22 protein-coding genes and 1 riboswitch are annotated in these 22,603 nt (G+C 68.1%); of the genes, 15 read left to right on the top strand and 7 right to left on the bottom strand.

Annotated elements, in window-relative coordinates; all coding sequences use genetic code 11:
* Positions 1–3 precede the first annotated feature (3 nt).
* Positions 4–339 carry a hypothetical protein gene (locus OMP43_RS08820; protein ID WP_280279350.1) on the top strand — a complete coding sequence of 112 codons (336 nt, stop codon included), beginning with the start codon at positions 4–6 and terminating at the stop codon, positions 337–339.
* A gap of 137 nt (positions 340–476) precedes the next feature.
* Here the strand turns inward: OMP43_RS08820 and OMP43_RS08815 are convergent, their stop codons facing one another.
* The 6 genes from OMP43_RS08815 to OMP43_RS08790 form a co-directional block, all read right to left on the bottom strand.
* On the bottom strand, positions 477–815 hold the full coding sequence (locus OMP43_RS08815) for a DUF3325 family protein (protein ID WP_280279349.1): 339 nt from the start codon (positions 813–815) through the stop codon (positions 477–479).
* Entirely contained in the window at positions 812–2,281 is a 1,470-nt protein-coding gene (locus tag OMP43_RS08810) for a PepSY-associated TM helix domain-containing protein (protein WP_280279348.1), read from the bottom strand. The genes OMP43_RS08815 and OMP43_RS08810 overlap by 4 nt, the downstream gene beginning before the upstream one ends.
* A complete protein-coding gene (locus tag OMP43_RS08805; protein ID WP_280279347.1) occupies positions 2,278–2,580 on the bottom strand; it encodes a DUF3649 domain-containing protein in 303 nt (100 codons plus the stop codon). Before OMP43_RS08805 ends, OMP43_RS08810 begins: the two co-directional genes overlap by 4 nt.
* Positions 2,581–2,594: 14 nt before the next feature.
* On the bottom strand, positions 2,595–2,735 hold the full coding sequence (locus tag OMP43_RS08800) for a hypothetical protein (protein ID WP_280279346.1): 141 nt from the start codon (positions 2,733–2,735) through the stop codon (positions 2,595–2,597).
* A 158-nt stretch (positions 2,736–2,893) separates the two neighbouring features.
* Entirely contained in the window at positions 2,894–5,932 is a 3,039-nt protein-coding gene (locus OMP43_RS08795; protein ID WP_280279345.1) for a TonB-dependent receptor, read from the bottom strand.
* A 420-nt stretch (positions 5,933–6,352) separates the two neighbouring features.
* Positions 6,353–6,619 (bottom strand): hypothetical protein, encoded by a 267-nt coding sequence (locus OMP43_RS08790; RefSeq protein WP_280279344.1) that lies wholly within the window; start codon positions 6,617–6,619, stop codon positions 6,353–6,355.
* 231 nt (positions 6,620–6,850) lie between these two features.
* On the opposite strand from OMP43_RS08790, the gene OMP43_RS08785 reads away from it, so the two are divergent.
* Together OMP43_RS08785 and OMP43_RS08780 are read left to right on the top strand one after the other, a co-directional pair.
* The gene (locus OMP43_RS08785) at positions 6,851–7,375 is read left to right on the top strand and encodes an alpha/beta hydrolase (protein WP_280279343.1); all 525 of its coding nucleotides are present in this window, start codon (positions 6,851–6,853) and stop codon (positions 7,373–7,375) included.
* A gap of 63 nt (positions 7,376–7,438) precedes the next feature.
* Positions 7,439–7,621: riboswitch (yybP-ykoY riboswitch) on the top strand.
* Between the two features lie 12 nt (positions 7,622–7,633).
* On the top strand, positions 7,634–8,203 hold the full coding sequence (locus OMP43_RS08780) for a TMEM165/GDT1 family protein (protein WP_280279342.1): 570 nt from the start codon (positions 7,634–7,636) through the stop codon (positions 8,201–8,203).
* Positions 8,204–8,206: 3 nt separating this feature from the next.
* On the opposite strand, the gene OMP43_RS08775 is transcribed toward OMP43_RS08780, so the two are convergent.
* A complete protein-coding gene (locus tag OMP43_RS08775) occupies positions 8,207–8,830 on the bottom strand; it encodes a response regulator (protein WP_280279341.1) in 624 nt (207 codons plus the stop codon).
* 368 nt (positions 8,831–9,198) lie between these two features.
* Here OMP43_RS08775 and OMP43_RS08770 point away from each other — a divergent pair, with 368 nt between their 5' ends.
* From OMP43_RS08770 to OMP43_RS08715, 12 genes are all read left to right on the top strand, one after another.
* A complete protein-coding gene (locus OMP43_RS08770) occupies positions 9,199–9,810 on the top strand; it encodes a TetR/AcrR family transcriptional regulator (protein ID WP_280279340.1) in 612 nt (203 codons plus the stop codon).
* A gap of 412 nt (positions 9,811–10,222) precedes the next feature.
* Entirely contained in the window at positions 10,223–10,612 is a 390-nt protein-coding gene (locus OMP43_RS08765; RefSeq protein ID WP_280279339.1) for a hypothetical protein, read from the top strand.
* Positions 10,609–11,883 carry an efflux RND transporter periplasmic adaptor subunit gene (locus OMP43_RS08760; protein WP_280279338.1) on the top strand — a complete coding sequence of 425 codons (1,275 nt, stop codon included), beginning with the start codon at positions 10,609–10,611 and terminating at the stop codon, positions 11,881–11,883. The genes OMP43_RS08765 and OMP43_RS08760 overlap by 4 nt, the downstream gene beginning before the upstream one ends.
* Positions 11,884–11,962: 79 nt before the next feature.
* Positions 11,963–15,157, top strand: a complete 3,195-nt coding sequence (locus OMP43_RS08755) for a multidrug efflux RND transporter permease subunit (RefSeq protein ID WP_280279337.1) — start codon at positions 11,963–11,965, stop codon at positions 15,155–15,157.
* A gap of 126 nt (positions 15,158–15,283) precedes the next feature.
* Positions 15,284–16,678 (top strand): TolC family protein, encoded by a 1,395-nt coding sequence (locus OMP43_RS08750; RefSeq protein ID WP_280279336.1) that lies wholly within the window; start codon positions 15,284–15,286, stop codon positions 16,676–16,678.
* A gap of 105 nt (positions 16,679–16,783) precedes the next feature.
* The gene (locus OMP43_RS08745) at positions 16,784–17,170 is read left to right on the top strand and encodes an OsmC family protein (RefSeq protein ID WP_280279335.1); all 387 of its coding nucleotides are present in this window, start codon (positions 16,784–16,786) and stop codon (positions 17,168–17,170) included.
* 57 nt (positions 17,171–17,227) lie between these two features.
* Positions 17,228–17,953 (top strand): response regulator, encoded by a 726-nt coding sequence (locus OMP43_RS08740; RefSeq protein WP_280279334.1) that lies wholly within the window; start codon positions 17,228–17,230, stop codon positions 17,951–17,953.
* A gap of 29 nt (positions 17,954–17,982) precedes the next feature.
* Positions 17,983–19,284 (top strand): ATP-binding protein, encoded by a 1,302-nt coding sequence (locus tag OMP43_RS08735; RefSeq protein ID WP_280279333.1) that lies wholly within the window; start codon positions 17,983–17,985, stop codon positions 19,282–19,284.
* A 265-nt stretch (positions 19,285–19,549) separates the two neighbouring features.
* Positions 19,550–20,914, top strand: coding sequence for an arylsulfotransferase family protein (locus OMP43_RS08730; protein ID WP_280279332.1), 1,365 nt, complete (start codon positions 19,550–19,552; stop codon positions 20,912–20,914).
* Positions 20,911–21,111 carry a hypothetical protein gene (locus OMP43_RS08725; RefSeq protein ID WP_280279331.1) on the top strand — a complete coding sequence of 67 codons (201 nt, stop codon included), beginning with the start codon at positions 20,911–20,913 and terminating at the stop codon, positions 21,109–21,111. The genes OMP43_RS08730 and OMP43_RS08725 overlap by 4 nt, the downstream gene beginning before the upstream one ends.
* On the top strand, positions 21,108–21,482 hold the full coding sequence (locus tag OMP43_RS08720; protein WP_280279330.1) for a hypothetical protein: 375 nt from the start codon (positions 21,108–21,110) through the stop codon (positions 21,480–21,482). Before OMP43_RS08725 ends, OMP43_RS08720 begins: the two co-directional genes overlap by 4 nt.
* A complete protein-coding gene (locus OMP43_RS08715) occupies positions 21,466–22,491 on the top strand; it encodes a sulfotransferase (RefSeq protein WP_280279329.1) in 1,026 nt (341 codons plus the stop codon). The genes OMP43_RS08720 and OMP43_RS08715 overlap by 17 nt, the downstream gene beginning before the upstream one ends.
* The last annotated feature ends 112 nt before the right edge of the window (positions 22,492–22,603 follow it).

Below are 22,603 nucleotides of genomic sequence, written 5' to 3'. Positions count from 1 at the left end.
CGGATGTCCGATTTTGCTGCCCTTCAATCTGCGCTGGAACGCGCATGGTCCATCGAAACGTCGAGTAAGTGGCTATCCGACAATCCGGCGCGCGGGCAGTGCAGTGTGACGGCGCTTGTGGTTCAGGGCATGCTAGGCGGCGAGATTGTTAAAACCGAAGTCGATGGCGCGTGGCATTTTTACAATCTCATCGATGGCGAGCGCTACGATTTCTCCGCGAGTCAATTTCCTCAGGCGGTATTTTACGCTGACCTGCCTTCCGATCGGGATGAAGCATTTTCCGATACATCTTATGAGCAATATCTAATTTTACGCGATCGGTTGTCGCGAGGATCCTAGGATCTCCGACATGGCCGCAACCGTTGGCGGATCTGAAGCGTCTCCATCGCAAAACGGCTTCCTGAAATCTGGCATTTCACGAACGATTCCTGCGGCCAGCTGGGGACCGCTTGCCACCCATCTCGACCATTTCCGGTTCATGGGTTCACGGCCCAGGTGAAGGGCGCGAGCAGCACCATCAGCATCGCGACGGGCACCACGGCGCGCGGCACGGCCGGGCGATAGGTGAGTCCCAGCAGGATGATCGCGCTGACAAAGGGGATCAGCCCGAACCACAGCACCAGCGCCCGGCCGCCATCGCCCGCGAGACAGGCGACCAGGAAGGAGAGCGCGACCAGCGCCCAGCCAGGGCGGGCCGGATGCCGGAGCGCGGCGCGCTTCGCCTGCGGCCCGAGCAGCGGATCGGCGTGGCGCGACATGCCCGCGGCGAGCGCGAACATGCCGAGATAGAGCAGGCCGGCGACCGCCATCGTCATGCCGCGCGCCGCCTGCGCTCGGGGCGCTGCTTCGGGCCGCGCAGCTGTTTCGCGGCGAGCAGGGCAAGCGCGGCGGCGACGGCCAGCAGCACCCCCGACATGACGCTCACTACAAGGCCGATGAGCGCCGCGAGCGCGCAGGCGAGCGCCGTCGCGCCGATGAGCAGCGGCCAGGCCCAGCGCGGCGGCAGCGCGGCGCCGATCGCCAGCGCGGCGGCGGCGGTCCACAGCGCCGCCGAGATCTCCAGCTCGGCGCGGCCGGCAAGGCCGAGCGGCAACAGGCGATTGGCGAGGAGATAGGTGGCGCAGCCCAGCGGCACGCCGGCCAGCACGCCGGCGTTCAATCGCTCGAGCACGCGATTGCCGAGCGAGAGCGGCGCCCGCTCGCGACGCTTGACGATCCAGAGGACCAGGCCCGTCGCGATCGCCAGGGTGAGCATCGCGCCGCCCAGGAAATAGAGCCAGCGAGTCGCGATCGAGGCGAAGCGGGCCATGTGGAGGCCGTAGACGACATTATAGGTCTGGACCGCGCCGCGATTCTCCCGCCAGGCGCGGAGCGGTCTGCCGGTCGCGCCGTCGAAGCTGATCTCGCCCGGGGTGAAGCCGAGCTGGTCGGCATCCGAGCGGAACACAGTGACAACCGCGGCCTTGTCGCCCGGGTTGACCACATAGACGCGGCCGATCGTGCCCCCGAGCCGGCGCTGCGCCTCGCGCAGCATCGGGGCGATCGGGGCCAGCGGCGCGGGCGCGTTGGCCCTGGGCCGTTCCGCCACGCCCGGCGCGAGGTCATGGTACACCGCCGCCAGATCCTTGCCATAGGTGGCGGACATGGCCCAGGGCATGTTGAGCGAGGCGAGCGTGACCAGCCCGGTGAAGGTGATCATCAGATGGAAGGGCGTGGCCAGCACGCCCAGCGCATTGTGCCCGTCGAGCCAGGAGCGCTGCCCCTTGGCCGGGCGGAAAGTGAAATAGTCCTTGAAGATGCGGCGATGCGCGATGACCCCGGTGATCAGCGCGACCAGCATCGCCATCGCCGCGATCGAGGCGAGCAGCCGGCCCCAGGGATAGGGCAGCTCCAGCTCGAAATGGAGGCGGTAGAAGAACTCGCCGCCCAGCGTCTCGCGTGGTGCGGGAGCGCCGCTCGCCGGATCGAGCGCGCGATAGACGAAGCCGCCGTCGCTGTCATAGGCGGCCTCGACCGTGTTGGTCCGGGCGCTCGGGGCGGTGAGGTACCAGCCGGTCGAGCCGCTGGTGTTCCGCGCCAGCCAGTCGGTCGCCGCCTGCACGGCGTCGGCGGGGTCGGCGGTGGCGCGGGTCTCCGGGCGCATCCACTGGCCGATCTCCGGCTTGAACACGCTGAGCGTGCCGGCGAGGCACATGACGAACAATACCCAGCCGAGCAGTAGCCCGGTCCAGCCGTGCAGCCACGCCATGACCTGGCGCGCGCCATCGCGGACCGCGCTCATGCCGGTGCGCCCGCGAGCCAGCCGATCGCGGCGAAGAGCGCGGCGGGCAGGATCACTCCCGCCCAGGCACGCCAGGGGTCACGGGCAAGGAACGCCCAGAGGGTGACCGCCGGCCCGACGAGAAAGGCGAGCAGCGTCGCCGGCATGATCGCCTCCACCTTCGGCATCGGCAGCACGCGCGCCAGCGCCGCGGCGAACAGGGCGGCGACCGCATAGGCGCCGACCGTTCCCGCCGCCGTGCGCGCCGCGACATTGGCGCGGTAGCGCCATCCGGCGCGTTGTCGTGCTGCCCCCGCCATGCGCGTGTCCGGGATCAGTATGCGAAAGGGGGCGTGCGGGTGGCGATGGTTTCGTTGCCGCGCCCATCCCCATCCGCTTCCTCGCGCGGCCCCGCGGCCCGGACGGGCTGGGGCATGGCGCCGGCGAGCAGCGCGCTGCGGAAGAAGGATTTCATCGCGGATCCCTTTTGAAACACCATGTGGCGGGCTCGTTAGGGAATGGTATATTGCGAGTCAATCGCATTAGCGGAAGGCGCAGCCATGGCTGCGTGATCGGGACAAAAAAGGGGGAACGGCAATGCCGCTCCCCCGGAGTTGGCCTCTCTCGGCGGTTCTAGAAGTCGATCTTCGCGCCGACGCGGAAATAGCGGCCCATGATGTTCGGGCCGGCCCAGGCCGGGTTGTAGCCGAAGCCGCTATAGGCGGCGTCCGCATCGAAGGGCGGCTTGGTGTCGAGCAGGTTCATCACGTTCAGCGACAGGGCGAAATTGTCGTTGATCCGATGCTGGATGGTGAGGTCGACGTTCCAGATGTCCTTCGAGCGGCACTGCACCGGCGAATCATCGTCATAGGTCTGCGTGCCATTCTCGATCGCGCTCTGGCAGTCGAACGGAGTCGCGCCCAGGTCGACCTGCGACACATGATAGCCGGCCGTGTAATAGGCGGTGGCCGTCACGCTGGTGGCGCCGAGCTGCAGCGTGTTCTGCCAGCTGGCCCGCCAGCGCGGCGATCCCGAGCACGAGGTGTTGTTGCACGGGCTCAGCGTGTCCTCATAGCGCTGCGGGGGCTGGGCCACGCCGGTGATCGGGTCGACCAGCGTGAGGTGGTTCTTGTCGAGGTACGAGACATCGAGCGAGCTGATCCAGCGCACGCCCTCGGTCAGCTTCAGATTCGCGTTGAAGCCGACGTCGACGCCCTGGACGATCTGCCGGTTGGCATTGGCATAGAGGGCCTGGATGGAGCCGATATGCGGCAGCGCGTTCGGATTGGCCGGGTCGATGATGCCGGGCCGGACGGTGATGCCCGGAATGTTCACGACGCCGTTGTTGCGATAATAGGCGTCGACCACCGGCGCGGTGTTGTTCACGCCGACGATCTGGTCCTTGACCCTGATCCGCCAGAAATCGACCGTGAAGCTCAGCCCGCGGATCGGTTCGAAGATCATGCCGGCGGTCAGGCTTTCCGACTTCTCCGGCCGCAGCGCGGGGTTGCCCACATTGGTGAGGCCCAGCGAGAATTGCTGGGTGGCATAGGCGTTGTTGCCATGCGCCGCGCAGAAGCTCGCATAGGTCTGGCAGAAGGTGCCGCCGCCGCGCGAGATGAAGCCGGTGGTCGGCGTGCCATAGGCCTCGTTGAAGCTCGGGATGCGGAAGCCCTTCGACCAGGTGCCGCGCACCGCAAGGGCCCGGATCGGGGTGATCTTGGCACCGACCTTGGGCGAGAAATTCTTCTGCCCGCTCGAATAGGAATCATAGCGGCCCGAGAGGTTCAGCTCGATCTTGTCCAGTGCCGCTGCCTGGATTTCGCCAAAGGCCGAGAAGACCTTGCGGCTGCCCGAGGTGCCGACCGCGTTGATATTGTAGTAGCGATCCCAGGGGCTGGTTTCGTTGCCGGGGTTGGCACTTGGCGAGATGATCGACTCATAGCGATAGGAGAGGCCGCCCGCCGCATCGACGCCGCCGCCCGGCAGGTCGAGCACGTGCCGCGACAGGCTCGCGGTCGCCTGCCACAGGTCCGAGTTCGACACCGTGGTGTTGTCCGGCATGATATAATCCCAGACGCTTTGCGGATTGGCGGACGGGTTGGTGAAGTTGAACGTGCCGCGCGCGAGCACGTCCATCACCCGCTGTGCCTTCACATAGTTGTACTGGGTGCGGGTGAGCTTGGAGTTGGCGGCGACGAAGCTCGCCGAATAGTCGAAGCCGGCGAGCTGACCCGAGAGGCCGATCGTACCGCGCAGCGCACGCGAGATCGCCTCGTCCCTGCGCGGGCGATCGGTTCGGAAGAGGAGCTGCGCGGTCTGGCCGGCCGCAGCATAGGGATTTTGCGGGTTGAGCGTGCCGTTGGTGGCGTCGCAACCCGTGTTCAGCCCGTTGGGCGTGCCTCTGCCGGCAGCGCAGACATAGACCGGCATGATCACGCTGTAGGTGCCCACCGAGCTGGGATCTGGCGGCGTACCGCCAAGGCTGTGCGGCACCGCGGTTCCGACGACGCTCGACTTGTAATAGTTCGCCTGTGCGTAGAACTGGTGCGATTCCCCGATATTGGCGGTGAATCGCGTGGACACGCCGAAGCGCTCCACGTCCGGCAGCAGCATCAGATACTCCGCCGGGTCGCCCTGGCAGACCAGGCCGCTTGCTGGCGCAGTGGTCGTCCGTGCGATCTGCGCGGCCGAGAGCTGGTACGGCGTCCAGCGGCCGCAGGGGTTCGATGTGGCGACGTAGGAATAGCGCCCCGAGCCGACGGGGCTGCCGGGAGTCGTCACCGGACGAACCAGTGCGACACCGGGAACGGAGGAGAGGCCGTTGACGGTCCCGTCGGGGCTGACGCCGTTCCAGTTCAGGTTATGCATGCAGGCGCCGCCCGCGTTGCAGATGCGGCTCCAGTCCTTGGTGTTGAACGGATAGTCGCGGTCGCGCGCCCAGAGCGGGTCCTGCTTCATATACTCGCCGCTGACATAGACGTTGAAGCCCTGCTCGTTCAGGTCGCCATAGCCCCAGGTCAGGTCGGCGCGCTGCTCGCCCGCGTCACCGCGCTGCGAGATGCCGGCCGAGACATTGGCGTGCAGCCCCTTGATCTCCTTCTTGGTGATCACGTTGATCACGCCGGCCACCGCGTCGGCGCCATAGGTCGACGAAGCGCCGTCCTTCAGCACGTCGATCCGCTCGATGATCGCGTTCGGGATGGTGTTCATGTCGACGAAGTTGCGCTGGCCGTCGTCCGCGAGCGGATAGGGCGCCATGCGCAGGCCGTCGAAGATGGTCAGCGTGGCCTGCACGGTGAGGCCGCGCAGCGAGATCGCGCTGGCGCCCGCGGCGAAGTTGCCGCCCGCGTTCCAGCCCTGGGTGATCGTGCCGGCATTGCCCGCCGACAGGCGCTGCACCGCTTCGGTGACGGTGTTCAGGCCGCGCTGCTCCAGCGTCTCGGCCGAGAGCACGGTCACCGGCGACGGCGTCTCCGTGTCGGTGCGCCGGATCAGCGAGCCGGTGACGACGATCGAGTCGCCGGGCGCTTCCTGCGCGGCCGCGGCCGGTGCGGCGGCGGCACTATCCTGTGCGGGTGCCGCGGCGGGGGCGGCTTCCTGCGCCAAGGCCGGCACGGCGATCAGCAGAGCGCCGCAAAGCGCCGTCGAGTCCCGCAACAGGCGAGTCATGGTCCTGGTTCGATTTATCATTGTCAGCCCTTTTGCTTGTGGGCCGCGGCGAGAGCCTGTCGCTCAGGCTTCTCGCATTGCGGGCCACTCCCTCTTTCGCTCGCGCGGCGGGGCTGCATCGCGCTCTGGCCATTTCGCTTGGGAAATTTCGCCGACCCGATCGTCCAGGATGTCGCCCGGTAGCCCGCCCGCTCGCTGCGCCGTCTTCACGATTGAAGCACGGGCGCAGGGGGTACGCTGCGGGGAGCGGGGGGCGGCTTCCTCCGTTAAGCGACCGGGGTGGTGCCTATTGCGACGAAGCCGGATCGCTCGCGCGCGGGGCTGACGAACGAAAAGCCGGCGGGTTGCCGCCGGCTTCGGAGTTGCTGGTAGGAAATGTCCGGGCCCGGCCAGAGGGAGGCGGCCAGGCCCGGAGATGGGTCAGGCCGGCTTGGCGCCCGCCGTGCCGCACTTCACGAACTTGCCCTTGGCGTCCTTGCAGTGAGTCGCCTTGACGGGCGTGGCCGTGTGCTTGGCGGGCATGGCTGCAGGCTTGGCCGCGGTCGCGGGCTTGGCGGGCGTGGCCGCGGGCTTGGTGGGGCACTTCATGAACTTGCCATGCGCATCGCGGCACGGCGCCGCGATCGAAGGCGTCGCCGCGGCGAGCATGGCGAGCGAGGCTCCGGCGATCATCAGCTTCCTGAACATTGGCACTCTCCTGCTTGTGGAGAGGCGAGACTGCACCCGCCCGGGTGGCCGACAGTTCTCCGCAAGATGAACTTTCTGCAATATTCGGACACGGGAGAGTCACAGAGGGGGTCGATTATTTCGGCGCGCCGGGAAAACATCCTGGCGCAGGGGCGATTGCATAGTGGCAGGGTAGGAATAGGCTGGCGACTCGTTGAGCGTGCCTTACCGCCCGGCAAGGGAGATAAGCGAATGCCCGAGAATGGCCTCTTCGATCCGTCGCTTCCGACATTGACCATCTATGATCGCGCCGACCGTCCCGATCGCAACCTGCTGGCGCATGCCGGGCAGATCATCGAGCTTGGCGGGGGCGGGCGCAACCTGTGGGCCGCCCGGCTCGACGAGGCGGTGCGCCTGACGGAGCGCCCGGTGATCCTGGTCGCGCACGGCATCGGCTGTTTCGCGGTGACCTGGTGGGCACGGCTTTCGCCGGCTTCCTATGTCGAGAAGGTGGCCGGCGCGGTGTTCGTGCGGCCGCTGGGATCGGCGGTGGCGGCTTCGCCCGAGCAGCTGTTCGCCGGGCCGCGCCTGCGCATCGCCTTTCCCTCGATCCTGGCGGATACGGGTGCCGACGCCGCGGCGCTGGCGCGCGACTGGGGCAGCCGTTTCCTCGATTCGACGCCGATACGCTCGATCGGCGATTTGCTCGCCTCGCTGCGCGGCGAGCCGGATCCGGCGCCCGCGGCGGAGAATCCCCTGCTCAGCCTGGCGCGCTGAACCACAAAATGCTGGATTTCCGGGGGTAGCTGCCCTAGGGGCCCGCATGTGCTGCCTCGGCAGCAACTCGCTATTTGGGGAGTAGCCAGCCGCGCCGACGCGCGGGCTCCCGCGTCAACATACTTGGCCGAGAGGCCATGGCGCGGGAGGGACGGGTCACCGTTCGGGCGAGACCAATGGCGTCGCATCTCCGCTCTTGCCGGGCGGGGAGGTGCGATGTCGTTGGATTTCGTCTCCGTCCGGCCCGGAGTATGTCCCTTGGAAGCCCTGCTCAGTTCCACCGCGCTCGTCGCGCTCGCCGAGATCGGCGACAAGACCCAGCTGCTCGCCATCCTGCTCGCCACCCGCTTCAAGAAGCCGGTGCCGATCATCCTTGGCATCCTGGTCGCGACCTTGGCCAATCATTTCCTCGCCGCGCTGGTCGGCTCGGAAGCCGCCGCGCTGCTCCAGGGCAGCTGGTTCCGCTATCTGATCGCCGCTTCGTTCATCGCGATGGGGCTGTGGACGCTGATCCCCGACAAGATCGACGATCTGGAGGACAAGCCGGCCCGTTTCGGCGCCTTCGTCACCACCGCCATCGCCTTCTTCCTGGTCGAGATGGGGGACAAGACCCAGCTCGCCACGGTGGCGTTGGGCGCGAAGTTCCACAATGTGTGGGCGGTCACCGCGGGCACCACCCTGGGCATGATGCTCGCCAATGTGCCGGCGGTGTTCCTCGGCAACGCCCTGCTCAAGCGCGTGCCGCTCCGGCTCGTGCACGGCATCGCCGCGGTGCTGTTCATCGCCGCGGGCATCCTGATGCTGGGCGAGACCGCCGGCTGGTTCTGAGCGCTATGGGCGCTGGATCTCGCCCATCTCGGCGATGAAGGTGACGCGCAGCGCTTCCGAGAGGCTGCGCGCACCGAGCTTCTGCATCAGATTGGCGCGGTGGACTTCCACCGTGCGCGGCGAGATGCCGAGATCATAGGCGATGGTCTTGTTGGGGAAGCCCGCCGCGAGCCCGTCCAGCACCTCGCGCTCGCGGGCGGAGAGGTTGGCGAGCTGGGTGCGGGCCGCATCGGTGCGCGAGGCGCCGTTCGACTCGCGCATGCGCTCAAAGGCCTTGTCGATCGCGCCGAGCAGCCGATCGGCCTCGAACGGCTTTTCGAGAAAGTCGATCGCGCCCCCGCGCATCGCCTTCACGGCGATCGCCACATCGCCATGCCCGGTGAGCACGATCACGGGCATGGCGGCGCCGCGTTCGTTGATCTGCTGCTGCACCTGCAACCCGTCGATCTCGGGCATGCGGATGTCGAGCAGGATGCAGCCCGGCTCGATGCCGCGCAGCTCGCGAAGGAATGCGGCGCCCGAGGACCATAGGCGCACGGCATAGCCCGTCGTCCGCAGCATGAACCCGATCGAGTTCCGGACGCTGTCCTCGTCGTCGATGATGTGCACCAGACGCTGGCCGTCCATTTAAATTACTCCATTTTGGTGCAAACTAGGGCAAGCGTATAAATGGCGCCGGTGGCGCAGGGGGTATCGTTGCGGCAGATTGCACGATGCCATGGCTGCCCAAGAACTGCGCGACGGACCCGCGATCATCTCGCCGATCAATTCGGAAGATCTGCGGGAATGCGCGCGTAATGCACCAGAAACTCGCGCTGGAGCCGCCACATGGTTTCGCCAACTGGTGAGTCGAGTGGATTCAACCATGTGAATCGCGTAATCCCACTGACCGGCAAGTTCACACCCGTGAAAATACAGTGGTTAACGGGGGTGGAACGCGGAGGCGCCGCAAGGCATTGGACTTTTGGGTCCATCAACATTATGTACCGGTCATTATGGAAATCACCGCCTGTGCCGTCGCCAAGGGGCGCCCCCGCGAATTCGACACCGACTCGGCGTTGACCGCGGCGCTGCGCGTCTTCTGGAGCAAGGGCTATGAAGGCGCTTCGCTGAGCGACCTCACCGAGGCGATGGGCATCACCCGGCCGAGCCTCTATGCGGCGTTCGGCAACAAGGAAGCGCTCTTCAAGAAGACGCTCGACCTCTATCAGCGCGAGAAGCTCGACTATATGGGCAAGGCGCTGGATGCGCCGACCGCGCGCGGCGTCGCCGAGCGGCTGCTGATCGGCGCGCTCGAGATGCAGATGAGCTCGTGCGATCCCAAGGGCTGCATGGGCGTGATCAACTCGGTGGCCTGCGGGGCCGAGGCGGAGTCGATCCGCGCCGAGGTGCTCAAGCGCGGTGCGATCGTGAAGCAGGGGCTGATCGATCGGTTCGAGCGCGCCAAGGACGAGGGCGATCTGCCCGCCGATACCGATGTGATCGGGCTCACCGCCTATCTGACCGCGCTGCTCCAGGGCATCGCGCTCCAGGCGGGGGGCGGCACTTCCTGTGCCGATCTCAAGGCGCTGATCGACACCAGCCTGGCCTGCTGGCCGAGCAAGTAAGCGATAGCGGGCAGGGAGCCGTCATCCCGGCGAAAGCACGCGCCTTTGCCTGGGATCCCGGCTTTCGCCGGGATGCGAACAGGGGCTTCCAAAGTTTTTTCTTCCCCGTCTCGACAAAAAATACCGGCCGGTATAAAAATGCTCTTGACGCAACGCAGCACGATTTCTATACCAGTCAGTATAGAATGAGGGAAGCTGCCGAAGCGAGGACGAGGGGCCGACGCCCCGAGCCATCACTCCAGCAGCGCAGAATTTAGACAGGACCGGGACGGTGCGCCGCAGACACATGCGTCTGCGCGAAGGCCTCGTCTCGTGCCGGTTGGGGATGACCGGAAATGCCGGCGGAAACGGGTTCCGCGCGGCACGGGGAGGCTTTTGCCTTCCGCCGGGCAACAAGCAGGAGGAGACGATCATGGCATATCTCAACTTCGCCGCGCTCCAGGGCAGCCCGATCGCGGTGCCCGCCGATGTCCTCCCGGTCAGCGGTTTTTCCGCGCTCGAATGGCAGGTCGTCGCGATCGCGCAGCACGACCGGCTCTCGAGCCTGGAGAAGCCGGGCCGCCTCGCGGTGGCGCTGGGCGTGATCTTCGGGGGCGAGGTGTCCAATCCGAAACTCGCGGACCAGAAACTCGAGGCGCTCCGCCGCGTCTCCGTGCTCGCCTGGCACAAGGGCTATGCCGTGCCGCGCCACGAGATCCGCGCCTTCCACGAAGCGGGCTTCACGCCCGAGCAATATGAAACGCTGCTCGCCTCCATCAGCCGCGGCCGGGCAGCCCTGAATCAGGGGAAGCGATTCCAATGAACATGATCACGCGCATCGAATCCGAGACGGGCGACAACAAGCCGGGCGTCTCGGAGCGCCTCCGCCGCATGCCGCTGTGGCAGCGCGGCAGCCTCGTCGCGCTGCCGGTGGTGCTCGTCGCCGCCGGCCTCAGCATCGCCAGCAAGGACGCGCCCGCGGCGATGGCCGCGCCGCCGCCCCCGGTGGTGACGGTCGCCAACCCGCTGGTCCGCGACGTCAACGAATGGGACGATTATGTCGGCCGCTTCGAGCCGAGCCGCGCCGTCGAGGTGCGTCCGCGCGTCTCGGGCGCGATCATCGGCGTTCACTTCACCGACGGCGCGATCGTGCAGAAGGGCCAGCTGCTCTTCACCATCGACCAGCGTCCCTTCGCGGCCGCGCTCGCCGAGGCGCGGGCCGGGCTGGCCAGCGCCGAGAGCGATCTCGCGCTCGCCCGTTCCGACCTTGGCCGCGCCGAGCGGTTGGTGTCGGTCGAGGCAGTGTCGAAGAGCGATGTCGAGCGGCTCCAGGCCCGGGTCCGCGCCGCCGGCGCGGCGGTGTCCGCGGCCCAGGCCCGGGTGCGCAGCCGCGCGCTCGACATGGAGTTCACGCAGGTCCGCGCCCCGATTGCCGGCCGCATCTCGGACCGCCGCGTCGATCCGGGCAACCTGGTGGCCGCGGGCGAGGGGCAGGGCGGTTCGCTGCTGACCACGATCAACGCGCTCGACCCGATCTACTTCACGTTCGACGGCTCGGAGGCGCTGTTCCTCAAGACCAAGCGCGCGAAGGAAACCGGCGCCCAGGCCTCGCCGGTGGAGATCCGCCTGCAGGACGAGACCGACTATAAGTGGAAGGGCAAGCTCGACTTCACCGATAACGGCCTCGATCCCAAGTCGGGCACGATCCGCGGCCGCGCGGTGCTGAGCAATCCGGGCATGTTCCTGACGCCCGGCATGTTCGGCAACATGCGCCTCTCGGCCGGCGGCACCACCCAGGCGCTGATGGTGCCCGATACCGCGATCCAGACCGACCAGGCGCGCAAGCTCGTGCTGACCGTCGGCAAGGACGGCACCGTCGCGCCGAAGCCGGTGACACTCGGCCCGGTGGTCGACGGCCTGCGCATCGTCCGCTCGGGCCTGACCGCCCAGGACAAGGTGGTGATCTCCGGCACCCAGTTCGCGGCCCCGGGCGGCAAGGTGAACCCGAAGCCCGGCAAGATCGCGCCGACCGCAACCAGTCAGGCGCCGGCCCTCACGGCGCCGGTGACGGGCGAAGCAACCTTCGCCCGTTGACCGTCAGCCGCCGGATCTCCCCAGGGTCCGGCGGCTGACACTTTCTTCGTTTCAGACCTCTTTTTCGAGGAGTGGCCCCATGCGCCTCTCGCGGTTCTTCATCACGCGCCCGATCTTCGCGGCGGTCATCGCGGTCGTGATCACGATCATCGGCGCGATCGCCTATCTGGCGCTGCCGATTTCCCAATATCCCGACATCGTCCCGCCGACGGTGACGGTCACCGCCTCCTATCCCGGCGCCTCGGCCGAGACCGTCGCCGAGACGGTCGCCGCGCCGATCGAGCAGGAGATCAACGGCGTCGACGACATGCTCTACCAGTCGTCGCAGTCGACCGGCGACGGCAACGTCACCATCACCGTCACGTTCAAGTCGGGGACCAACCTCGATTCCGCGCAGGTGCTGGTGCAGAACCGCGTCGCGGTCGCGATCCCGCGCCTGCCCGAAGAGGTGCAGCGCCTCGGCGTCGTGACGCGCAAGACCACGCCGGACTTCCTGCTGGTGGTGAACCTGATCTCGCCCGACAACTCGGTCGATCGCGAATATATCTCCAACTATGCGCTGACCCAGGTGAAGGACCGCCTCGCCCGTGTCGAAGGCGTGGGCGACGTGCGCATGTTCGGCGCGCGCGACTATGCGATGCGCGTGTGGATCGATCCGGGCCGCGCCGCCGCGCTCAACCTGACCGCGGGCGACATCGTCCAGGCGCTGCGCGCGCAGAACGTCCAGGTTGCCGCCGGCACGCTCGGCCAGCCGGGCAGCACGCCCACCGGCAATGCCTTCCAGCTCAACATCGAGACGCAGGGACGCCTTAAGGACCCCGCGCAGTTCGGCCAGGTGGTGATCCGCACCGATGCCGATGGGCACCAGGTGCGGGTGAGCGACGTGGCGCGCGTCGAGCTGGGCGCGGCGGACTATTCGTCCAACACCTATCTCTCGAACAAGCCGACCGTGATCCTCGCCGTCTTCCAGCGCCCGGGCTCCAATGCCCTTGCCGCTGCCAATGCGGTGCAGGACCAGCTCAAGGCGATGTCCAAGAACTTCCCCAAGGGCCTGGAATATCGCGTCATCTACAACCCGACCGAGTTCATCTCGCAATCGATCGACGCCGTCTATCACACGCTGGGCGAGGCGATCCTGCTCGTCGTGCTGGTGGTGATCGTCTTCCTCCAGAAGTGGCGCGCGGCGATCATCCCGGTGCTGGCCATCCCGGTCTCGCTGATCGGCACGATGGCGGTGCTGCTGCCGCTCGGCTACTCGCTCAACAACCTCTCGCTGTTCGGCCTGGTCCTCGCCATCGGCATCGTCGTCGATGACGCGATCGTCGTGGTCGAGAATGTCGAGCGCAACCTGGCGCGCGGCATGACCCCGCTCCAGGCGGCGCGGACTTCCATGGACGAAGTGTCCGGCGCGCTCGTCGCGATCGTGCTGGTGCTGCTCGCGGTGTTCCTGCCGACCCTGTTCCTCAACGGTCTGTCGGGCGCCTTCTACAAGCAGTTCGCCGTGACGATCTCGGCCGCGACCGCGATCTCGCTGCTGGTCTCGCTGACGCTGTCGCCGGCGATGGCCGCGGTGCTGCTCAGCCATCATGAGAGCGAGCCCAGGGGGCCGATCGGCCGGATCGTGCGCCGCGGCGCCGATGCGTTCAACAACGGCTTCGAGCGGATGAGCGTCGGCTATGCCAAGCTCACGCGCGTGCTGGTCACCCGGCCGAAGCGGATGATGCTCACCTATGTCGGCCTGATCGCCGCGACGATCGGGATGTTCTGGGTCACGCCGGTGGGCTTCATCCCGCAGCAGGACCAGGGCTATTTCCTCACCGTCATCCAGCTGCCGCCCGGCTCGTCGCTCGAGCGGACGGACGAGGTGATGCGCAAGGTCGTCGCCCGCATCCTGCCGATTCCGGGCGTGAAGGGATCGGTGATGCTCGCCGGTTTCGATGGTCCGTCGCAGACGCTCGCCCCGAACTCGGCCGCCGCCTATGTGCCGCTGCAATCCTTCGAGGAGCGCAAGAAGCTCGGCGTCACCTTTGACGGCATCATGAACGAGGCGCGCAAGCGCACCGCCGACATCAACGAGGCGATGCTGCTCGTCGTCCCCCCGCCCGTCATCCAGGGCATCGGCTCGGCCGGTGGCTATCGGATGATGATCGAGGATCGCGCCGAGCATGGCTATGACGAACTGGGCAAGACCGCGTTCGGGCTGATCGGCCAGGCCAACCAGACGCCGGGGCTGAAGCAGATCTACACCTTCTTCAACACGGCCACCCCGCGCGTCTTCGCCGATATCGACCGGCGCAAGGCGGACATGCTGGGCGTGCCGCCGGAGCGGGTGTTCGAGGCGCTGAACGTCTATCTCGGCTCCGCCTTTGTGAACGACTTCAACATGCTCGGCCGCACCTATCGCGTGACCGCGCAGGCCGATGCGCCGTTCCGGGCGACCGAGGCGGACATCGCCAACCTCAAGACCCGCTCGAACTCGGGCGCGATGGTGCCGATCGGCTCGGTCTCGACCTTCGAGAACAAGACCGGCCCGTACCGCGTGACGCGCTACAACCTGTTCCCGGCGGTGGAAGTGGATGGCGATACCGCACCGGGCTACAGCTCGGGCGCCTCGCTCGACACGATGGAGAAGCTCGCGAGCGCGCTGCCTCCGGGCTATGGCGCGGAATGGACCGGCATCGCCTTCCAGCAGAAGATGGCGGGCAGCACCGCGGGTCTCGTCTTCGCGCTGGCCGTGGTGTTCGTCTTCCTGGTGCTGGCGGCGCAATATGAGAGCCTGACCATGCCGCTGGCGATCATCCTGATCGTGCCGATGTGTCTGCTCGCGGCCATGGCCGGGGTGAATTTGCGGGGCATGGACAATAATGTGCTCACGCAGATCGGCCTGGTCGTGCTGATCGCGCTCGCCGCCAAGAACGCGATCCTCGTGGTCGAGTTCGCCCACCAGGCGGAGGTGCAGGACGGGCTGTCGCCGGTGGAGGCCGCGGTGCGTGCCGCGCGTGACCGCCTGCGGCCGATCCTGATGACCTCGTTCGCCTTCATCCTTGGCGCCGTGCCGCTGCTGATCGCGAGCGGGGCGGGTGCGGAGCTCCGCCAGGCGCTGGGCACCGCGGTGTTCTTCGGGATGATGGGCGTGACTGCGTTCGGCCTGCTCTTCACGCCGACCTTCTACGTCGTCTGCCGCGCGCTCGGCGATCGCATCGCGAAGATGCGCGGCAACCGCAAGGCGCACGACGAAGGTGGCCATGAGCCGGCGCTGCAGCCTGCTGAATAACCAATGACGTCGCCCTCACCCTTCCGGCGCCTTCGGCGCCTCCCTCCCTCTCCCGATGGGAGAGGGAAGGGGCTCGCCGCCACAGGCGGTGGGAAGGGTGAGGGTCGTCAGAAAGGAATGCACGAGATGCGTATTTTCCTCGCAACCGCTTCGGCACTCGCGCTCGCCGCCTGTGCCGCCGGTCCGAATTATGTCACGCCCACGCCGCCCCAGACGGCGGCCGGCAATTTCGTCGCGGCCAATCCCGCGGTGACCGCGGCGCCCGTGCAGGGCGACTGGTGGCGGCTCTACAACGATCCGGTGCTCGACCAGCTGGTCGCCGACGCGCTGGCCGCCAACACCGATATCCGGGTCGCGGTGGCGCGGATCGAGAAGGCCCGCGCGACGCTGCGCGGCGCCAAGGCCAACCAGCTGCCCCAGGCCAGCCTGAGTGCCGGCGCCAATTACGGCCGCCTGCCCGCGGCCCAGCGCCTGCCCGGCGCCCCGCGCGAGGACTGGCAGGTCGATGCCGGGCTGAGCGTCAGCTACGAGGCCGATCTGTTCGGCCGGCTGAGCCGCGGCACGGAAGCCGCGCGCGGCGATGTCGGCGCGGCCGAGGCGGATGCCGACGCGGTCCGGGTGATCGTGGCGGCGGACACGGCGCGCGCCTATGCCGATGCGGCTTCGTCTGCCGAGCGGCTGGGCGTCGCCGAGCATATCGTCAAGCTGCTCGACCAGTCGATCGAGCTGACCGAGCGCCGCCGCGGCGTCGGTCTGGCCACCCGGCTCGACACGGCCCGGATCGGCGCGCTCCGCAACCAGCGCCAGGCCGAGGTGCCCGCGCTCCAGGCCGCGCGGGATGCGGCGCTGTTCCGCCTCGCCACGCTTACCGGCCGTACCCCCGCCGACCTGCCGGCGGTGGCGGGCGAGCGCAGCACCACCTTGCGGCTCGGCCAGCCGATCCCGGTCGGCGACGGCGCCGCGCTGCTGGCGCGCCGGCCGGACATCCGCGCCGCCGAACGCCGCCTGGCCGCCGCCACCGCGCGGATCGGCGTGGCGACCGCCGACCTCTATCCGCGGATCACGCTCGGCGTCTCGGGCGGCTCGACCGGCACCGATTTCGGCGACGTGTTCGGCGCCGGCCCGTTGCGCTGGCTGGTCGGCGGGCTGCTGAACTGGGCGGTGAACCCGGGCCCGGCCCGGGCGCGGGTGGCAGGGGCGGAGGCCGATGCCAAGGCCGCGCTCGCCACCTTCGACGGCACGGTGCTGAACGCGCTGCAGGAGACCGAGACGGCGCTTTCCGCCTATGGCCATGCGCTCGGGCGGCGTACCGCGCTCCAGGCGGCGCGCAACGAAGCGGAAGCGGCGGTGAACATCGCCCGCGCCCGCCAGCGCGAGGGCGATATCGATTCGCTCGCCCTGCTCGACGCCGAACGCACCTTCGCCGACGCCGAGGCGGACCTAGCACAGGCCGACGCCTTCATCGCCGAGACCCAGGTGGACCTGTTCCGCGCGCTGGGCGGCGGCTGGCAGAAGAGCTGAGGGTCTTCCCCGGCACTTTCCTCTTCGTCATCCCCGCCTTCGCGGGGATGACGGGGACGGTAATGGGGATGACGGGCGGATCGTCGTGTCCTAGATCCTGTCCACATGACCCATGCCATCGCCAGGATCGGGCGCGACGCGCCCTATGCCACCGACATCAGCTTCGGCAAGCGCGGGCTTGTCGCCGACGAGCCCGAAGCGCGCGGCGGCGGCGATGCCGGGCCGGCGCCCTATGAGCTGCTGCTGGGCAGCCTGGGCGCGTGCACCGCGATCACGCTGCGCATGTATGCCGAGCGCAAGGGGTGGCCGGTGGAGCATGTCGAGGTGGCCCTGTTCCTCCACGGCCAGGGCGAGACGCTCAACATCGAGCGCATCCTGACGATCACGGGCACCGATGCAGGGCAGAATGCCCGGCTTGCCGAAATCGCCGAGAAGACGCCGGTGACGCTGACCCTGAAACGGGGAGTCCCGATTGCGACCAGGCTCGGGTGAATCTTGTTACAAATTCGCGCAACACCCTAGACGCATTTTGTCGTAGAAGCTGGAGTCATGCTTGCTTCCGTGACTTCCAAGGACGATTCGGCGACCCTGCTCGTCGTGGATGACGACCGCGATATCCGCATGCTGCTGGCGAACAGCCTAGGTTCGCGCGGCTACAAGGTCGAGACTGCGTCCAGCACCCGCGACATGGATCAGATCCTGGCGCGCACGCCGGTCGATCTCGTGATCCTGGACATCATGATGCCGGGCGAGGACGGGCTTTCCGCCTGCCGCCGCATCGCGCGCGCCGATGGGCCGGAAATCATCTTCCTGAGCGCCCTTGGCGAGGAGCAGGACCGGATTCTCGGCCTCGAGGTCGGTGCCGGCCACTATCTTCCCAAGCCGTGCAGCCCGCGCGAGATCCTCGCCACGGTGCGCGCGGCGCTGCGCAAGCGCGGCGCGATCGCCACGAACGAAAGCGGCGACGTCTATGTCTTCGAGGGCTGGCGCATCGATCTCGGCAGCCATGAGCTGTTCGATCCCAATGGCGTGCTGGTCGGTCTCACCGATGGCGAGTTCGCGGTGCTGCGCGTGTTCATCGAGCGCCCGCGCCGGGTGCTGAGCCGCGAGGCGCTGCTGGCCGCGGCCCGGGGCCCGGATTCGGACGCCTATGACCGTGCGATCGACGTGCAGGTAAGCCGCCTGCGCCGCAAGCTGCGCTCGGGCGGCGACGAAATCATCCGCACCGTGCGCAACGAAGGCTATCTGTTCGTGCCCAAGGTCGTGCGCGCGTGACATCGCGGCGCGGGGGGGCGGGGTCCCCGTTGTTCCTGCGCGTCTTCGTCCTGATGGTCGCCTGCGTGGCGATAACGCAGCTGATGAATCTCGGCCTTCTGATCGCAGTGCAGGCGCCATCGACCAAGGTCTACAGCGTCGGGCAGATCGCCAATGCGATGCGCGGCATCGGCGATGCGGACGGCGATTTCCTGATATCCCACCCGGCAAATGTCGAGCCGACACCCTGGAACCCCCGGAGCGAGCGCATCGAGCTCGCGCTGGCCAGGGCGCTACAGGTGCCGGTGGAACGGGTGCGGATCGGCTTCCCCACGCCGTTCATGCAGCGCGAGAAGATCTATGATCGCGCCAGCGTGCCGCGCGCCGTTCCGCCGGCCAGCGACCAGGCGGCGCGGGCCGTGGTGATCATCGGCGATTTCTCCGCGGCATTCCGCCGGGACGACGGGCAGTGGACCCTGATCGATTCGAACCACAGCTTCGAGCCGTGGCGCCTGTTCGTGCTGTGGTGGCTGATCCTGTCCGCGGCAGCGGTCGCGCCCTTTGCCTGGGCGCTCGCGCATCGCATCGCCAAGCCGATCGGTGCCTTTGCCGAGGCCGCCGAACGGCTCGGCCGCGACCCCCGCGCCGCGCCGATCGCGATCGAGGGACCGACGGAAATCGCCGATGCCGCGGCGGCGTTCAACCGGATGCAGGCCCGGCTCAATCGCTATGTCGACGATCGCGCGACCGTGGTCGGCGCGGTCGCGCACGATCTGCGCACGCCCCTGATGCGACTCGGACTGCGGCTCGAGGCAGCGCCCGACGCGTTGCGTCAGGCGTGCGAGGGCGACATTCGCGACATGGAGGCGATGATCTCCGCGACGCTGAGCTATCTGCGCGACACGACCAAGCAGGGCGTGCGCAAGCCGCTCGACCTGCGCTCGCTCGCCGAGACCGTGACCGACGACATGAGCGATCGCGGCGCCTCGGTGGTGCTCGCGCCGGGCGATCCGGTGGTGATCGAGGGCAATTCGCCGGCGCTCAAGGCGATGCTCAACAATCTCGTCACCAACGCGCTCAAATATGCGGGCAGCGCCGAAGTCTCGCTGGCCGAGGCCGATGGCCAGGCGCTGATCGAGGTGCGCGACGATGGGCCCGGCGTGCCGCCGGAAGACCTGGAGCGCGTGTTCGAGCCCTTCTTCCGCGGCGAGCGCTCGCGCAACCGCGATACCGGTGGCATCGGCCTGGGCCTGGCCAGCGCCCGCGCGGTGGCGCGCGCGCATGGCGGCGACCTTAGCATCCGCAACCGGGAAGAGGGCGGCCTTTCCGCGCTGGTGACCCTGCCCGTCTAAGGTCAGAACCCGGCCAGGGCTTTGATTTCCCCTGTCATCCTGGCTTCTTTCGTCATCCCCGCGCAGGCGGGGATCCATTGGCGCTGCCGTTCCGGCTCCATCCGCTCCGACAGCCGGAATGATCCCCGCCTGCGCAGGGATGACGGGGGGCGCTGATTTGAGGCCTGACCCGAATACGGCCACAAAGCGGAAACCTGCCAGCGACGTACCGAAATCCCGCCGACACCCGCGCCGCCGAACCACATGCCCCGGGGGACAAGGGCAAATGGTTCGCGATCAGCAAGTTCGAACGGAAGCGCAGGGCAGCGCATTGGAGCGCCTGCTTGCCCGGCCCGTGCCCTTGTGGACCCTCGCCCTGACGCTGCTGCTGGTTCCGCTCGCCGCGATGGGCACCGGCGCGATCGTCGATGGCTGGGAGAAATCGGGCGCGGTTGGTCGCGCGGCGATCATGCTGGCTCGCGTCCCGGATACGATTCAGCACCTGTTCCGCAGCAATGCGCCCTATTTCCACGGTGCCTATGAGAAGCTGCCGGGCGGCTTTTCCCGCGATCCGGGGTTCGTCGATGCCGGCTATGCGCTGATCTCGCCCTTCGAGCCCCGGCGCAAGCGATCGGTGGTGCGGCTGATCCGTCTCGCGGACGGCGCGGTGGTGCGCGAGTTCGTGCCCGATGTCGACGCCGCCAATGCCCGCTCGCGCTTCGCTTCCGCGCTCACCGACCTGCACCGCGACAAGAATGCCGCGCGCAACCGGCTGATGCATCCGCTGCTGCTCGCCGATGGCAGCCTGGTGCTGCACGACAGCTCGCCGCTCGCCCGCTACGATGCATGCGGCAAGCTGCTCTGGTCGCTCGACGGCATCTTCAACCATTCCACCGAGCTGGGCCCGGACGGCGACCTGTGGGTGCCCTATCGCTACCCGGTGCCGCGCGAGCCCGGGGTGAAGCCCGATTTCTGGGACGATGCGGTGGCGCGGGTCTCGCCCGAGGGGAAGCTGCGCAACGTCGACCGGATCGCCGACATCCTCGAGCGCAACGGGCTGGCCAGGCTGTGGCGCGGCCGGCCCTATGTGCAGGACCCCTTCCATCTCAACGATATCCAGCCGGCGATGGCGGACGGCCGGTTCTGGAAGAAGGGGGATTTGTTTCTCAGCATCCGCAACCTCTCGCTGATCGCGCTCTACCGGCCGGCGACCGGTGCGATATTGTGGTGGAAGATCGGCCCGTGGCGCTTCCAGCACGATGTCAGCATCCTCGACGATCACCGCATCTCGGTGTTCGATAACAACACGCTGATGGGCTATCCGGACGAGCGCGTGAACGGGCACAACCGCCTGCTCGTCCACGACCTGTCCAGCGGCGAGACCAGCTCGCCCTGGGACAGGGGCTTCGCCGCCAACCGCATCGCCACCCGCGCCCAGGGGCGCGGCACGCCGCTCGCCAATGGCGACGCGATGATCGAGGAGACCGAGCAGGGCCGCCTCGTCCGCATGTCGCCCGAAGGCGCGGTCCGCTGGCGCTACATCTCCGCCGATTCCGCCGAGCGGCGCATGGCCCTTTCCTGGGCGCGCTATCTCGATCCCGCCACCGATGGCCCGGCCATTCAAGCTACGGTGAATGCCAAATGTTCGTGAAGTTTCTCAGAGCCCTGTCGATCGCCCTCGCCCTTTCGGCGCCGCTCGCCGCCCAGGCCTATACCGGGCCCGGGCTCGGGCTGGGGGCGATCGGAGTCGCCTTCGGGCTGATCGGCTCGATCCTGCTCGCGATCGTCTCGGTCGTCTGGTACCCGATCAAGCGGCTGGTCCGCCGCATCCGCGGGCGTGCCCGGTGATCCCGTTCTTCCTCGCCATCGTCGCGGTGCTCGAGCTGGCCCGCGCCCTGCCGCTCGTCGCGGCCTTTCGCGAGCTTGCCGCCTGCGGCCGGCATGCCATGCGGCTGATGGCCAGGCGGGGCGTTTCGGACTGGGGCAAGGAGCGCGCGCTCCGGATCCTTTCGGGCCGCATGTTCGCGCGGACGATGCGTGCCGGCGGCTTGCTGCTCGCCGCCGCCGCGCCCCTGCTCGTGGTGCTGGCGCTCGACGCCAACTGGCCGGAAATCGGAGTCTTCCGGACGGACTGGACGGCAAGGCTCGCGCTGATGCCCTTCACGCTCGGCTATGCCGTGCTGCGCTGGCAGGTGATCCCGCGTGTACAGCGGGGCTGACCGGCTCCTCCACCGCATCGCCCTGGGCTCGCCCGCGCTGCTCGAAGCGACCTTCGACATCGAGCGCGCCACCCATCGCGGGAAGATCGCCGCGGTGCCGATCCGGCGCCCGGTGTTCATCGCCGGGCTGGCGCGCGCGGGCACCTCGATCCTCACCCGCCTGCTCCACCAGGGCGGCGGCTTCGCCGCGCCTTCCTATCGCGACCTTCCGTTTCCGCTCGCCCCGAACAGCTGGGCGAGGCTCGGCGGCAAGCGGCATGTCGAGGCCAGCGAGCGCGGCCATGGCGACGGATTGACGCATGACCTCGACAGTCCCGAGGCGATCGAGGAGGTCTTCTGGCGCGCGCTGGAAGGAAGACGCTATCTGCGGCGCGACGGGCTGGCGCCGGCCGCGCCGGATCCCGAGACGCTGGCTGCCTTTCGCGACTATGTGCGCCTGGTGCTGCTGCGCCATGGCGGCGCTCGCTATCTGTCGAAGAACAACAACAACATCCTGCGCCTGGAGGGGCTCGCCACCAGCTTTCCCGATGCGCTTCTGATCCATCCGTTCCGCGATCCGCTGCAGCAGGCGCTGTCCTTGCTGTCCCAGCATCGCCGGGCGGCCCGGCTGGCGGGAGAGGACCCGTTCCGCCGCCGCTTCATGACCTGGCTCGGCCATCACGAATTCGGCGCCGACCACCGGCCGTTCCTGTTCGACGGCGCCCCCGGCCGCGACGAAGACCCGACTCGCGCCGATTACTGGCTGAAGCTGTGGGACAGCGTGCACCGCGCGCTGCTTTCGGCGCCGGCCCGGGTGCGGGAGCGCCAGTTCTTCGTCGACTATGACGCGTTGTGCGCCAGTCCGCGCCGCTATGCGCCCCGGCTCGCCGTGCTGGTCGAGGCGCCGATCGATTCCGCCGCGTTGCGGGCGGCGGATAGCCGCCATGCCGAAGCCGATCCGGCATTGCTCGCGCGCGTGGCGGAGACCCATGCGGCGCTTCGCGCGTGTTTCCGCGCGCGCTTCGACTGACCGGATATTTCCCCTCGCGCCGGAAGGAAGGATTGCGCGCCATGCGGCGGATCGCGACGATATGCCGCCCGGTGCATGGGGATCGGACGATTCCGCCGGCTGGACGGAGAAG

The organism is Sphingomonas sp. CBMAI 2297 (assembly GCF_029870595.1).
Classification (GTDB): domain Bacteria; phylum Pseudomonadota; class Alphaproteobacteria; order Sphingomonadales; family Sphingomonadaceae; genus Sphingomonas.
The sequence above is the reverse complement of the archived record's forward strand: the minus strand, read 5'-3'. Positions and strand labels throughout refer to the sequence as shown.

What these genes read in the sequence shown, in the direction of transcription:
- OMP43_RS08755 (WP_280279337.1), top strand. Translation starts at nt 11,963, where the DNA reads ATGCGCCTCTCGCGGTTCTTCATCACGCGCCCGATCTTCGCGGCGGTC.
- OMP43_RS08820 (WP_280279350.1), top strand. Translation starts at nt 4, where the DNA reads ATGTCCGATTTTGCTGCCCTTCAATCTGCGCTGGAACGCGCATGGTCC.
- OMP43_RS08765 (WP_280279339.1), top strand. Translation starts at nt 10,223, where the DNA reads ATGGCATATCTCAACTTCGCCGCGCTCCAGGGCAGCCCGATCGCGGTG.
- OMP43_RS08810 (WP_280279348.1), bottom strand. Translation starts at nt 2,281, where the DNA reads ATGAGCGCGGTCCGCGATGGCGCGCGCCAGGTCATGGCGTGGCTGCAC.
- OMP43_RS08750 (WP_280279336.1), top strand. Translation starts at nt 15,284, where the DNA reads ATGCGTATTTTCCTCGCAACCGCTTCGGCACTCGCGCTCGCCGCCTGT.
- OMP43_RS08775 (WP_280279341.1), bottom strand. Translation starts at nt 8,830, where the DNA reads ATGGACGGCCAGCGTCTGGTGCACATCATCGACGACGAGGACAGCGTC.
- OMP43_RS08805 (WP_280279347.1), bottom strand. Translation starts at nt 2,580, where the DNA reads ATGGCGGGGGCAGCACGACAACGCGCCGGATGGCGCTACCGCGCCAAT.
- OMP43_RS08785 (WP_280279343.1), top strand. Translation starts at nt 6,851, where the DNA reads ATGCCCGAGAATGGCCTCTTCGATCCGTCGCTTCCGACATTGACCATC.
- OMP43_RS08815 (WP_280279349.1), bottom strand. Translation starts at nt 815, where the DNA reads ATGACGATGGCGGTCGCCGGCCTGCTCTATCTCGGCATGTTCGCGCTC.
- OMP43_RS08730 (WP_280279332.1), top strand. Translation starts at nt 19,550, where the DNA reads ATGGTTCGCGATCAGCAAGTTCGAACGGAAGCGCAGGGCAGCGCATTG.
- OMP43_RS08800 (WP_280279346.1), bottom strand. Translation starts at nt 2,735, where the DNA reads ATGAAATCCTTCTTCCGCAGCGCGCTGCTCGCCGGCGCCATGCCCCAG.
- OMP43_RS08790 (WP_280279344.1), bottom strand. Translation starts at nt 6,619, where the DNA reads ATGTTCAGGAAGCTGATGATCGCCGGAGCCTCGCTCGCCATGCTCGCC.
- OMP43_RS08795 (WP_280279345.1), bottom strand. Translation starts at nt 5,932, where the DNA reads ATGACTCGCCTGTTGCGGGACTCGACGGCGCTTTGCGGCGCTCTGCTG.
- OMP43_RS08740 (WP_280279334.1), top strand. Translation starts at nt 17,228, where the DNA reads ATGCTTGCTTCCGTGACTTCCAAGGACGATTCGGCGACCCTGCTCGTC.
- OMP43_RS08770 (WP_280279340.1), top strand. Translation starts at nt 9,199, where the DNA reads ATGGAAATCACCGCCTGTGCCGTCGCCAAGGGGCGCCCCCGCGAATTC.
- OMP43_RS08745 (WP_280279335.1), top strand. Translation starts at nt 16,784, where the DNA reads ATGACCCATGCCATCGCCAGGATCGGGCGCGACGCGCCCTATGCCACC.
- OMP43_RS08760 (WP_280279338.1), top strand. Translation starts at nt 10,609, where the DNA reads ATGAACATGATCACGCGCATCGAATCCGAGACGGGCGACAACAAGCCG.